We start from the raw sequence: 12655 nt of genomic DNA, 5'->3' as shown, positions 1-12655 counted from the left end.
CATCGTCGGATTCTCAGACCGGGTGCGGTGCCTGCGCCAGATCTCTGCCCGCGCCGGTGCGCAGATGGGTTAGAGTGGCAACCGGTCGGCATCGTCGCGGACCGGAAGCCCACCACGAGGAACCTGTGAGCACGGAGCCGTAGAACATGTCACGAATCTTCCTCCGCCTCTGGCGCCGCTACCGGGATACGGCACTCTTCTTGAAGATGACGGCCGGTTTCGTCCTGGGACTGATCGTTGCCTTCGTCTTCGGAGAGAAGGCGCAGGTGCTGTCACCGATCGGTGACATCCTGCTCAACCTCCTCCAGCTGATCGTCATCCCGATCATCATGGTGACGCTGATCGACGCGGTCAACAGCACGCGTCCCGGAAATCTCGTCAGGGTCGCCTTCAAGACCTTCGCCTTCTACATCCTCACGACGATCGCCGCCGTCGTCATCAGTCTGTCCCTGGCGCTTCTGGTCAACCCGGGGACGGGGCTCCATCGCCCTGAAAAGGGCGCAGAGACACCCGAGGCACCCTCGTTCATCGATCAGCTCGTGGGCATATTCCCCGAGAACATCTTCAAGGCTCTAGTCGACGGCAACATCCTCGCTCTGATCTTCGTGGCCATGGTCGTCGGCCTCACGATGGCAGGTATGCGCCGCTCGTCCGATTCGACGGTCTCCGGGTTCGGGAAGCTCATGTACGACCTTGTGCTCGCGGCCAAGGAGATGACGTTCCGCATCCTCGCCGGGATACTCCAATTTGCGCCGTTCGGTATCGCAGCCCTGGTGGCGAGCGATATCGGCAGCCAAGGACTCGATGCTCTGGCGGCTCTGGGCAAACTGACCGGCGTGGTCTACGCCGGTCTGGCGGCGCAGATCCTCCTCATCTATATTCCGCTTCTGCTGTTCAATCGGATTCCGGTCGGCGGATTCTTCCGCGTCGCCGGTGCGCCGATGGCCACGGCGTTCACGACTCAGAGCAGTTCCGGGACGATCCCCGTGTCGCTGGAGGCGACGAGGAAAGCAGGCATCCTCCAAGAGGTCGCAGGCTTCGTCATCCCATTGGGCGCGACCATCAATATGGACGGCGCTGTCATCCGTCTGGGGGCGTCGGTGGTGCTGGCTGCCAATATCGTCGGCCATGACATGTCCGTGCTCGAACTCGGCGCGATCGTCCTCACGGCCACGTTCGTCTCGATCGGCACCGCAGGAGTCCCCGGCGCCGGGCTCATCGGATTGACGATCCTGCTGCAGCAAGCCGGTCTCCCGCTCGAGACCGTCGCTCTGGTCGCCGGTGTCGACGTTCTGCTCGGAATGGGGGCGACGATGATCAATATCACCGGCGACCTCGTCGGAGTCCACCTCATCGACAAGAGTGAGAAGCGGATCAGCGAGGGCAGCCGAGGATTGTAGCCCTTTCACCAGAATCACGGGAGGGGTAGCGAAGGCTTCGTCGTTCTGGAATCGTGAGGGCACAGTCCGCACACGTGCTCACCCGACGATATGGCGAGGAGGAGCTGCTCATGGACTACACCCGACTCGGGAACTCAGGCCTGCGCGTCTCACGGCTGGCTCTGGGGACCATTCCGTTCGGATCCGGTGGCGGATTCGAGAGGATCGCAGGGGTCTGCGGAGATGACGCTCGACGCCAGTTCCGCGAGGCCCTGGACCGTGGAGTGAACTTCATCGATACAGCCAACCTCTACTCGGCCGGGGACGCGGAAAGAGTCCTCGGCGAGATCATGGGCGACAAACGCGATGAAGTCATCCTCACCTCCAAGGCGCGGATGCCCACCGGAGAAGGCCCGAACGACTCCGGGGCCAGCAGGCAGCATCTGACGCGAGCAGTCGAGGACAGTCTCGAACGACTGCGCACCGATCATCTCGATCTGCTCTACATCCACCAATGGGACGGGCAGACGCCGATCACTGAGACCATCGCCACCGTCAACGAGATGATCCGGGCCGGGAAGATCCGGTATTGGGGAGTCTCGAACTTCAGTGCCTGGCAGCTGACGAAGACCGTCTACGAAGCGCAGCTGGCGGGCCTCGAAGGTCCGATCTCCCAGCAGGTGTACTACACCCCCGAGGCTCGCGAGATCGAATACGAGATGATCCCGGCTGCCCGTGACCTGGGCGTGGCGACGTTCGGCTGGAGCCCGCTGGGGGAGGGTCTCCTCAACGGGAAGGTCAGACGCGGTCGGCAGACACCCTCGGACACCCGACAGGGTACCGGTTGGCCGGAGCCCCACGTCACTGATGAGAAGCGGGCCTATGATCTCATCGAACTCTTCGCTCAGATTGCGAACGAGCTGGACTGGTCGATCCCGCAGGTCGTGATCTCCTGGATCCTTGATCGCCCGGGGGTGGACGGCACGGTGATCGCGGCCCGGAAGTTCGACCATCTCACCGAGGACCTCGACGCCGCGGAGCTGACGCTTCCGGCGGAAGCCCGGGATCGGATCACTGGGGCGTCTCAGCTGCCTGCCTTCTATCCGCATTGGCACAGAATGATGACAGCGCAGGATCGCCCCGAACCCGCCGAGGCTGAGTTCCACGCCGAGCAGCGTCGCCATGTCTTCGGGGACGAGCAATAGTTCAACGCGACAACACAGATATCAATCACAGATGAAGGAGAACCACCGATGACCACACGTGACGAACTCCGTGCAGAGAAGGCCCTGCAGGGAATGGAATTCCCCGCTTCGAAGACCGAGCTCATCGACTATGCCACCGAACGCTCGGCCACTGCGAAGACGCTTCAGGCACTGCGAGCTCTGCCGGATCGACAGTTCGAGAACAAGGACGATGTCGTCGAGGCGGTTCCGCAGGAGCCCGAGGGCGACGCACCCGGAGGTGTGCACCGATGAGATCGGTCAGCGCACTGACGACGTGATAGAAGACTGCGAATCGGAAGAAGGTGTTTGAACATGCGCAGTGATGAGTTCCTCAAGAACGTCACCGAAATCGGCGGGCCCGGCGATCCTGAAAGTGCTGCCGTCGTGACCCGGACGGTATTGGATAACCTCGGCAAACAGCTCAAAGGCGGAGAGGCGGCAGATCTGGCCGCCCAGCTTCCTGCCGAACTGCAGGAGCCGCTCCAACGACACGGCTCGGAAGCGCCGCTGACCGACGACGTCGATGATTTCCTCCGTCGCCTGGCTGATCAGTTGGGCGAGGGGATCGATCCTGAAACCGCCCGTGTCTATGCGCGTGCAGTGATCTCGACGCTTGACGCCGCGGTCTCCGAGGGCGAGGTCGACGATCTCCGCTCACAGCTGCCCGCAGGCTTCGCACCGCTGTTCGAAGGCTGATCTCTGTTTCGCCCCTCATTCTGGTGAAGGCACGGTCTTCGCCGGAGTGAGGGGCGATCTGTCTCTGGCGTCATGGCCGCCCCTGAAGCCGGCGGCGCGAACACCGTCGAGATGAATGAATCCCAGGACCCACTGGCAGCGCACAGCGGGCGGACCCCATCCGATCTTTCGAGGGCTACGAATACGTGAGTATGGACAGGGCCATTCAGTCAAGAGGGGCGAAGCTGGCCGAGGTGATCGACTACTGGAAGCTCTCCCTCGACGGAGTCTGGCTGCACAGCGTCAGCTTGGGCAGTGAGCTGAGCGAGTTGGAAATCGATGCCTACCTCCACGGAGTCTTCGGACTCTCCGGATATCAGCACGACATCATTGCGCAGGCAGTCAATGAACTCATCGACATGCTGCCGGAGCCGCCTCGAGCATCCTTCAGCAACGAACCCGACCTCGACGAGGTTGAGCCCCTCGCTCCGGATGACGACTTCGGGGCGTAGTTCGCACCCGGACGTTGCCGATCGGACAAGGCATACTCCATATTTGAGCACCGATCTGACCACTTCAAGAGTTTGCGGATTGTGAGACTCGAGTTCGCTGCCGTCAGGCCTGGGCTGATCGTGCGGCTGACTGCAATCAAGCTGGGACGCAGGCGGATTTCAGGAGGAGCACATATAGGCATGCACAATAGTGGGCATGACCTTTCTTCCGGCAGATCTGCCGCATACCGCGGTTCGTGGTGCCAACTTCGCGCAGTCAGTGGCGAAACTCGCAGCGCAGAGACTGCGTGAGCGCGTTCGCGAGTCTCGTCTGTCTGATGAATTCCATCCTCAGGATGACGACGAGTTCGTGGCGGCCGCCTACTTTGCAGGGGATCTCAGTTCGGTCTACCAGCTGGAACAGTGGCTGTGGCCATTCGCGCAGCTTGAGGCCCGACTCAAAGAGCTCGGTCACGGTGATCGACCCTTCGGCATCATGGTCCGCAATGCCTTGGTCGCCAAACATCTGAAGGGTGTCACCTCTTTTCCAGTTCGCTTCTCACGCCTGACAAAGGGACTGGACGAGTTCATGCATTCACCGAGTCTGAGAGCGGTGTTCTACGTCAACCAGGGGACGAGCAACTTTCAGGCGCTGCGTTATCCTGAACCGGCTCATGTGCACCTCAGCCACGGTGAGAGCGAGAAGATCTCGATGATCTCCAATCAGCTCAAAGGCTATGACTACGTCTTCACCGCCGGTCAGGCCGCCAGACAGAGGATTGAGCAGACGCTCTACGGCTTGGGCGAAGATCGCATGTTCGATGTCGGTCGACCTCAGCTGGATCGCCCGCGCTCCGTTCCTCGCGAGTGGGAAGAGTTCAAGACGAAGAATCCTGATGGCAAAGCGGTCTTCTACGCGCCGACGTGGGAAGGTGATTCCCCGTCGATGGCCTACGGAACCATCGCTTACAACGGAGAACAGATCGTCACTTCGCTGCTGGAAGCTGGCTACCGAGTGATCTTCCGACCGCATCCACGTACCGGAGTGATGCGCGATGATTTCGGTAAAGCCGTAGAAGATGTGGCGGAGATCGTCGAATCCGATCCTCGGGGATTCCTCGACGAAAGTTCGGACGTTTCTTGGCAATTGTATGAAGCCGATCTGGCCCTGGCCGAAATGTCGTCAGTGGCCTTCGACTGGCTCGCCTCCGGGAAGCCGCTTGTGATGGTCAAGCCCCATGAACCAGCCGCGGAAGTCCTCGAGGGAGGTCTTCTGGATCGATGCCCGGCAGTCGACCCCTTGAACAGGCAAAGAGTTGTCGACCTCATCGAAGAAGCAGAGGCGCAAAGCGGGTTGGCCGCTGAATTGGCTCAGTTCTATTTGGGCGATACTGCAGCCGGTGAGCAGACTTCACGGTTCATCCAGTCGAGCGAACAAGTGATCAGAAACCGCTCGGAGGAACGTCGTTTGAAGCACGCTGAGTGAGCCGTGTGACATTTTCTTAACTTGAAGTAACAGAATGATAAACTAACGCGGAACTAATTCTGCGGCTCACGAGGTGAGCTTTGACCTTTGGACGGATTCAGCAATGAAACGAGTCATCACTTACGGAACTTTCGACCTGCTCCATTACGGGCATATTCGACTGCTCCAGAGGTGCAAAGATCAAGGTGATTACCTGGTGGTTGCGCTGTCCAGCGACGAATTCAATGCTGGCAAAGGCAAGAAGTCGTACTTCTCCTATGAAGAGCGCAAACACATGCTCGAAGCCATCCGTTACGTCGACCTCGTCATTCCCGAAGACAATTGGGAGCAGAAATCGACCGACGTCGAGAAGTACCACATCGACACCTTTGTGATGGGTGATGACTGGGAAGGGGAGTTCGACTTCCTCAAGGACAAGTGTGAGGTCGTCTACCTCGAACGCACTCCTGAGATCTCGACGACCCGAATCAAGAGCGAGTTGGGCAAGCCCTGACTGGAACGGCGCGAACTTCGCGCTATCGTTGCCGGACAACACCATGGAACTGAGAGGAACGGACGTGCCCGAAAAGTCTTCGGCAAAGCATCCGACGCTGTCGGAACTTCGGGCCAAGGCACAGCCACCGGAAGTTCGCAGTCGGAAGAACGCCGAGCACTGGACGGCGCAGCTCTACCTCCGTCATATCTCGATCTACTTCACGATGTTGCTCGTGCGTACGAAGATCAGTGCCAATGGAGTCACCGGCCTGATGATTCTGGCCGGCTGGTGCATCGCTTTCAGCCTTCTGATTCCGGGCATCTGGGGAGCGGTTCTGGCCGTGTTCTTCTCACAGGTTCAGATGTATATCGACTGCTGCGACGGTGAGGTTGCGCGGTGGCGGGGAACCAGCGGTGCCAAAGGCGTGTTCCTCGACAAGGTCGGCCACTACACCACTGAAGGTCTGGTTGCGGTCGCGCTCGGAGTGCGGGCTGTGGGGGAGTGGAACAACCTCATCGAAGATCCCGCTGGTTCCTACCCGCTTCTGCTCGCCGGGACGGTTCTGGCAGGGTTGGTGCTTCTCAACAAAGCCCTCAACGACATGGTTCATGTCTCGCGTGCCTTCAACGGACTCGATAAGCTCGCGGATTCGAAAGAAGCCACCGCGCTCAACCCGGGAGCGGTCGCCACGCTCAAGCGAATCGCTCGCTTCGTGCCTTTCCACCGCATCTTCCACTCTGTCGAGATGTCGTTGATGGCACTGGCGTCGAGCGTCGTCACTGCGATAGCAGTATCGGCAGGAGCAGAGCCTCTGTTCGGTGAACGCTGGCTCGTTCTCATCATGGCTCCGCTGTGCCTGCTTTCCGTCATCGGGCATTTCATGTCGATCATGGCATCAAGGAGGCTGTCATGAGCGAATCATCCGGGATCCTCTCCCAGCGTTTCGAAGACAACCGACGCTATACCTTCGGTGTCGTGGTTCTCAGTCAGGGCAAGCGACTGGATGACCTCAATCGTGGGTTCGAATCGTTGTTGGCGCAGAAGGGCGTCGACCTCGACGTCGTCTGCGTGGGGAATGGCTGGGAGCCGGAAGGCATTCCGGACCAGGTCAAGAAGTTGGGGCTGCCGGAGAATCTCGGAATCCCTGCTGGTCGCAATGCGGGCGTCCCCCACGTTGACGGCGAGTTCCTCTTCTTCCTCGATGATGACGCTTGGCTGCCGGATGACACGTCGCTGATGCGCATGGCACAGCTGATGCGTACAAAACCGCGCATCGGATTGATTCAGCCGAGAGTTGAGGAGCCTGGTGGGCCGGATGCGCCGAAACGTTGGATTCCCAGGCTGAAGAAGGGAAGCGCCGACCATTCGTCGAATGTGTTCTCGGTGTGGGAAGGCGCGGTCTGTATGCAGCGTCGAGCCTTCGACGAGTGCGGTGGTTGGCCGGCACCATTCTGGTACGCGCACGAAGGCATCGAGCTCGCCTGGAGAGTGTGGGACGCCGGCTACATCGTCTGGTACATGGGCGATCTCGCAGTCGCCCACCCGGTGATCGACCCGAGGCGCCACGACGAATACTTCTACATGAATGCCCGAAATCGAGTTTGGCTGGCCCGAAGGAACCTGCCTTGGCCGTTCAGCTGGGCGTATGTGGGTTCATGGACATTGATGCAGTTCATCAAGTGGGCCAACAAGCCTCACCAGCTCAAAGCGTGGATGGAAGGCTGGCGTGCCGGATGGCGCCTCGACCCATGGGGCCAAGACGAAGACCGCCGGAAGCTGTCGAGAAGAGGCGTGCTTCGGATGTCGCGGCACGGGCGGCCGCCGATCGTGTAGACCGGTTGAGCCAACGCTTGCGGTATTGCTTCCGGTCGGACACGCGGACGACTTCGTCGCACGTCCTTTTGGCACAGCGCCGTGAGCTTCCAGCCTGAAATATGACACTGACCGCAGTCGGGTCCGACCTAACTGTATGAGAAACCGAGTGGAGCCATTTGATGCAGTCGACAGCTACCGTTGCTGAAAACTCCCCGCGAAGAACTCCTACACCCAAGTCCTCGGGTTTTCGTTCCGATATCCAAGGGCTGCGTGCTCTGGCTGTGGGAATCGTTCTGCTCTATCACCTGTGGCCCGACCGCTTTGTCGGCGGGTTCGTCGGCGTCGACGTCTTCTTCGTCATCTCCGGCTTCCTCATCACCAGCCACCTCATCAAATCGCCTCCACGGAGTTGGAGAGACGTGGCAAAGTTCTGGGCACGACGGGTTCGACGCCTGCTGCCGGCATCGTTGCTCGTCCTCTTCCTCGTCGGCATCGCAACGTTCCTCGTCGCCCCACAATCGATCTGGGCTGATACTGGGCGGCAGATCCTCTCCGCAGGGCTCTACGTCGTCAACTGGGATTTCGCCATCTCCAGCGTTGATTACCTGGCCGCAGACAACGCTCCCTCCCCGGTGCAGCACTTTTGGTCGCTGTCGGTCGAAGAACAGTTCTACTTCGTCTGGCCGATGATCATCGGCTTGGCCTTCCTCGCCGGGACCAAGTTGGGCCGGTCCAAACGAGTCATAGGGTTCACCGTCCTCGGAATCTTCCTCGCCTCGTTCGTCTTCTCAATCTGGTATACGGCTGCTGAACCTGCGATGGCCTACTTCATCACCCCGACCCGGATGTGGGAGCTGGCCACGGGTGGCCTTGTCGCCGTATTCGTTCTCTACATTCGCCCCGAACGGCTGCCGTTCAGCTCACTGCTCGGGTGGATCGGTCTCGCCGGGATCGTGGCCGCCACCTTCCTCATCCGCGCGGACATGCCGTTCCCCGGTTACATCGCTCTCGTTCCGGTGGTGTCGACGGCGCTCGTCATCCTTGCCGATTCCAGGGGACGGGCCTCCGTGCTTCCGTTGCTGTCGTTGCGGCCCGTCCGCTTCCTCGGCGACATCTCCTACTCCGTCTATCTCTGGCATTGGCCCCTCATCGTTCTCGTGCCCTACCTATCGGCAAAGCTGGGGGCGTCGGAGAGCCTCGGGGTAGTGGACAATATCGCCATCATCATGGTCTCGATCATTGCCGCCTGGGGCTCGACGACATGGGTCGAGAACCGATTCCGGAAATCTTCGTTCTTCAGCACTTCGACGAGAACCTTCGCGTTCGCGGCGCTTGCCATGGCTCTCGTCGCCGCACTCGGATTCAGCCAGATGGTCGTCGCCAACACCATCGTCGAGCAGAACGAGGACAAGCTGCAGGCCCAGTTGGATGACCCCGACTCCTGCCTTGGCGCCGGAATCCTCCTCCCCGGTGCGACAGACAACCCCAACTGCGAGGACAAGGACTCGCTGCAGATGGAACCCGCTGCTGCGAAGACAGATAAGTCGAAGGCGTACGCCGACGGCTGTTGGGCCAGTGCCCCATATTCGAGCAAACCCGAATGCACGTACGGGGACGGATCGAAGCATGTCGCACTTGTCGGCAATTCTCATGCCGGCCATTGGCTGCCGACGCTTGAGCGTTTGGCGGACGAACATGATCTGACGATCACCACATTCCTCGCCTCGAACTGCAGCATTTCAACCTTGCCTCAGGATCTGTCGACACCGGAAGAGGCCAAGGGATGTCAGGACTATGCCGACTGGGTCACTGAACGGACGACCGAAGGCGGCTTCGATGCAGTCATCACTTCGGAACGACAGTCGACGCCGCTGGAAGGTATGGATTGGCAAGAAACCGAAGAGAAGGCTCCTGAAGGCCACCGCGAGATCCTCCAACGTTGGGTCGACGCGGATCTCGACGTTGTGGTCATTCGGGACACCCCATACCCCGGCGGGGATGATATCAACGTGCCTGATTGTGTCGCTAAGCATGAGGACGACCTCGAGGAATGCTCGGGTACACCGGAATCCTGGCACTGGATGGACCCGCTCGCGGCCTCGGCGAAGAAAATCGATTCGAAGAGAATGTCGGTCATCTACCCCCAGGACTGGTTCTGCCCGGACGGGAGATGCGAGCCAGTCATCGGGGGAGTCATCACCTACTTCGACACCGCGCACATTACTGCGACCTATGCGCAGACCCTTGCCCCGAAATTCGACGCAAGCCTCCGCCGGACAGGACTCGGCACCTTCGACTGAGACTGCTGCGGTTCAACGAACTGACAGTCAAGTCGTATACCGTGTGCCTGATTGCTCTTGACCACCGACTGCCACGAACGACCGATCACCGAAACCTGTGTAAAGGAATGAACGAGTGACCACTGGACGAAACGCCGCCGACCGATACTTCAGCAAGGGACGCGAACTGGTGAAGCCAGTCGTCCACGGAATCGCCCGTAGAGCCCTGCCAGTGGTGGAACGCGCTTCGGGAACGAAATACGTGCGTGAACGTGCCGCCGGGGGAGCTGGAGCCGGGAAGTCTGCCGGTTCTGCGAAGAAGATTGCGACGGACACAGCTCGCGCGTATCGGACGCTGGCCTCAGGGCTCAAAGGCAAGACAGCGGAAGACACGAACGGTTGGACGGTTGCGCCCTCAACTCGAGAGGTCGACGCAAAATCGCGCCAATTGGCTCGCGTCAAGGCTCACGCGACGCTCTCGGAAGCACTGGCACAGGGTGAAGCTCTCGGGGAATCAGTTGTTGACGCGGGGCGGCTTCTCGTCGCAGAGGGAAACCTGGCTGAGGCTGTGTCCATCGGACTGAATCTGCGCGGCCACGCGTCAACCGAGGAAGCCGGCAGGGTGATCCTCGGAATGGCGTATCAGCGGTCATCGGACCCGGAAGCGGCGTGGGCCGAGTTTGCGAAGATCGACGACCGCGACATCATCGTCTCTGCAGCCGAAGAATTCTTTCCTACTGCGATCGACACCCTCGGGCAGGAGGCCCTGCCGCTTCTCGACCGCTCGAATCAAGCCGGCGAAACCGACCGTTGGAGCGGCAAAGCAGTCCTGCGCACCGCTGAATCGGCATTCTGCATCGGAGCCTTCGACCATGTGCGCACCCTCGTCGAGTCACGTCTCGATAGGCCGTCAGATCAGATGGACTCGGCGGTACGCTACGAGCTCAACCGCATGCTCGATTGGCTTCCGGGCGGAAAGCACCTCGAGCCTCTCCCGACTACAGTCGGCAAGCGCAACTTCGGTGTGCTCAGCTATGACCAGCCGGGGACCCGTTCCCGCAACATCGGCGACTATATCCAAACGATTGCGTCGATCGGCCATCTTCTGCGGTACGAAAATCTCAGCTTGTCGGGTGACCAGGGGCTGACCGAACTCTTCAAGAAGTTCCGCAAGTCAGTCAAAGAGGAACGAAAGTACGCAGGACCTGAGGCTGAACTCAACCTCGTCGAGGTCTACAGGGACGGCAACGTCTATCAGAACATTCCGGAAGACACCTGGTACATCGCCTTCGGCTGGTACATGCACGATATCTTCGGCAAGTCGTTCAACATCCCGTTCCACCCGAACCTGCGGCCGATTCTGCTCTCAGTCTTCGTCCGGTACCCGGAAATGCTCACCACCGATGCCATCGCCTACCTGAAGAAGTACGGCCCGGTGGGATGCCGTGACTGGCAATCTGTCGCGGTGCTCAGAGCGGTCGGTGTACCGGCATTCTTTTCCGGTTGCCTCACCACCACGGTCGACACCCTGTTTCCTGCTCCGTCGGCCGACCGCCGATCCGGCACGCTGCGAATCGACTGGACAAAGGGCGGAAAAGGGCCGAAGAAGAAGCAGACAGTCACCGCGATCCGCGACAAGAGTTTCCCGGAAAACCTGGAACTTGCACGCAACTGGGTCGCCGACTACGCCTACAAATACAAGCGAGTTCTCACCTCGCGACTGCATGCGAATCTGCCCGCGCGGTCGGTGGGCGCTGAAGTGGAATTCGAGCCGACGAACAAATCGGATTCACGTTTCGGTGGGCTGATCGGCATCGACGCAGCCGAGTTCGACGCCATTCGGGACGGAATCCTGGACAAACTGTCCGTGATGATTCCGCTCATCGCGACTGGAGCTTCGGAAGACGAGATCTACTCGAAATGGACAGAGATCACCGCGGACGACATGGTCGCCGCCGATGAGTATCTGGCAACAGCTGAGCTTCCCATCGGAGACAGCACTGCGATCGATGCGGCAGTGAGCAAGATGGACAAGGCAGCCCCCGAAGCACAGGTCACAGACGTCTTCATGACCGTAGAGAAGGGCGAAGAATCTCTGGTCTCAACGGCCATCAGGTCCATCGACGCCTACGCCTCCGGACGGTACCGCATCTGGCTGCCGTCAGGAGCAGTGAGTGCGGAGGCCGTCGACGAGATCCAGACACATCTCTCACTGGGAACAGTCGAGAGTTTGGGCGCTGTGTCCTATGCAGACATCGCGAACGAGAACGACCTGGTACAGGCTCTGCTTCCGGTGCTGTTCCCGGACCATGAACGACTCGTGGTTGTTCCCGCAGCCGGCGAGTTCTCCGCCGACATCGTCGAGCTCTCGAAGGCCGACCTCGGGACAGCACTGATCGGCGCGAAACATGACGTGAGGAAGAACCGCTCCAGCGGTCTCACTCTGATGAGGAGGATCGCAAGCTCATTCGGCGACGATCATGTCGGAGCACTCAACTTCGTCTTCGCAAGTCATGCCAGCCTCACCGAAGACTTCGTTCCCTTCGACCCGCAGATTGCGGTCCTCAATCTGAACAGACTGCGCAGCGAAAGTCTGTTCAGCAAGATCGTCGGTCTGATGCAGGATCTCAAGCTCAGCTACGTCGATGCAGCGCAGATGATCGTCTGCGGGCAGTACTCCGACATCGGCGACGAGTGGAACGTCCGCGCCCAGTGGGAGACCTCTGACAGCCCTAAGATCGTCAACTGGCGTCGTCAGGCACACCACTTTGGTCGCATGGCCCTGACACGTTGAGCAGTGCCTCAGAGACCGCCGCACGACCAGAGCTG

11 protein-coding genes are annotated in these 12655 nt (G+C 60.0%); all 11 read left to right on the top strand.

What is annotated here, in order from left to right:
* Positions 1-146: 146 nt before the first annotated feature.
* The 11 genes from FHG09_RS09790 to FHG09_RS09740 all read left to right on the top strand — a co-directional run bounded on the left by FHG09_RS09790 (position 147) and on the right by FHG09_RS09740 (position 12620).
* A complete protein-coding gene (locus FHG09_RS09790; protein WP_152347461.1) occupies positions 147-1400 on the top strand; it encodes a dicarboxylate/amino acid:cation symporter in 1254 nt (417 codons plus the stop codon).
* A gap of 53 nt (positions 1401-1453) precedes the next feature.
* Entirely contained in the window at positions 1454-2584 is a 1131-nt protein-coding gene (locus FHG09_RS09785) for an aldo/keto reductase (RefSeq protein ID WP_227492678.1), read from the top strand.
* Positions 2585-2632: 48 nt separating this feature from the next.
* Entirely contained in the window at positions 2633-2857 is a 225-nt protein-coding gene (locus FHG09_RS09780; protein ID WP_152347459.1) for a DUF2795 domain-containing protein, read from the top strand.
* Positions 2858-2917: 60 nt separating this feature from the next.
* Positions 2918-3301, top strand: a complete 384-nt coding sequence (locus FHG09_RS09775; RefSeq protein WP_152347458.1) for a DUF2267 domain-containing protein — start codon at positions 2918-2920, stop codon at positions 3299-3301.
* 191 nt (positions 3302-3492) lie between these two features.
* Complete coding sequence (locus FHG09_RS09770) at positions 3493-3792, top strand: hypothetical protein (RefSeq protein WP_152347457.1); 300 nt, start codon at positions 3493-3495, stop codon at positions 3790-3792.
* 196 nt (positions 3793-3988) lie between these two features.
* On the top strand, positions 3989-5257 hold the full coding sequence (locus FHG09_RS09765) for a CDP-glycerol glycerophosphotransferase family protein (RefSeq protein ID WP_152347456.1): 1269 nt from the start codon (positions 3989-3991) through the stop codon (positions 5255-5257).
* A gap of 103 nt (positions 5258-5360) precedes the next feature.
* Positions 5361-5750 (top strand): glycerol-3-phosphate cytidylyltransferase, encoded by a 390-nt coding sequence (tagD, locus tag FHG09_RS09760; protein WP_152347455.1) that lies wholly within the window; start codon positions 5361-5363, stop codon positions 5748-5750.
* A 43-nt stretch (positions 5751-5793) separates the two neighbouring features.
* On the top strand, positions 5794-6645 hold the full coding sequence (locus FHG09_RS09755) for a CDP-alcohol phosphatidyltransferase family protein (protein ID WP_152347454.1): 852 nt from the start codon (positions 5794-5796) through the stop codon (positions 6643-6645).
* Entirely contained in the window at positions 6642-7565 is a 924-nt protein-coding gene (locus tag FHG09_RS09750; RefSeq protein WP_152347453.1) for a glycosyltransferase family 2 protein, read from the top strand. The genes FHG09_RS09755 and FHG09_RS09750 overlap by 4 nt, the downstream gene beginning before the upstream one ends.
* A 161-nt stretch (positions 7566-7726) precedes the next feature.
* On the top strand, positions 7727-9847 hold the full coding sequence (locus tag FHG09_RS09745; RefSeq protein ID WP_152347452.1) for an acyltransferase family protein: 2121 nt from the start codon (positions 7727-7729) through the stop codon (positions 9845-9847).
* 115 nt (positions 9848-9962) lie between these two features.
* On the top strand, positions 9963-12620 hold the full coding sequence (locus FHG09_RS09740) for a polysaccharide pyruvyl transferase family protein (RefSeq protein WP_152347451.1): 2658 nt from the start codon (positions 9963-9965) through the stop codon (positions 12618-12620).
* Positions 12621-12655: the final 35 nt, after the last annotated feature.

Source organism: Brevibacterium sp. CFH 10365 (genome assembly GCF_009299785.1).
GTDB lineage: Bacteria > Actinomycetota > Actinomycetes > Actinomycetales > Brevibacteriaceae > Brevibacterium > Brevibacterium limosum.
Note: the sequence above shows the minus strand (reverse complement) of the source record. Positions and strands in the feature narration are given on the sequence as shown.

Bases quoted from the DNA above. Each gene is read 5' to 3' on its own strand.
- FHG09_RS09790 (WP_152347461.1), top strand. From the start codon at position 147: ATGTCACGAATCTTCCTCCGCCTCTGGCGCCGCTACCGGGATACGGCA.
- FHG09_RS09780 (WP_152347459.1), top strand. From the start codon at position 2,633: ATGACCACACGTGACGAACTCCGTGCAGAGAAGGCCCTGCAGGGAATG.
- FHG09_RS09775 (WP_152347458.1), top strand. From the start codon at position 2,918: ATGCGCAGTGATGAGTTCCTCAAGAACGTCACCGAAATCGGCGGGCCC.
- FHG09_RS09770 (WP_152347457.1), top strand. From the start codon at position 3,493: ATGGACAGGGCCATTCAGTCAAGAGGGGCGAAGCTGGCCGAGGTGATC.
- FHG09_RS09765 (WP_152347456.1), top strand. From the start codon at position 3,989: ATGACCTTTCTTCCGGCAGATCTGCCGCATACCGCGGTTCGTGGTGCC.
- tagD (WP_152347455.1), top strand. From the start codon at position 5,361: ATGAAACGAGTCATCACTTACGGAACTTTCGACCTGCTCCATTACGGG.
- FHG09_RS09755 (WP_152347454.1), top strand. From the start codon at position 5,794: ATGGAACTGAGAGGAACGGACGTGCCCGAAAAGTCTTCGGCAAAGCAT.
- FHG09_RS09750 (WP_152347453.1), top strand. From the start codon at position 6,642: ATGAGCGAATCATCCGGGATCCTCTCCCAGCGTTTCGAAGACAACCGA.
- FHG09_RS09745 (WP_152347452.1), top strand. From the start codon at position 7,727: ATGCAGTCGACAGCTACCGTTGCTGAAAACTCCCCGCGAAGAACTCCT.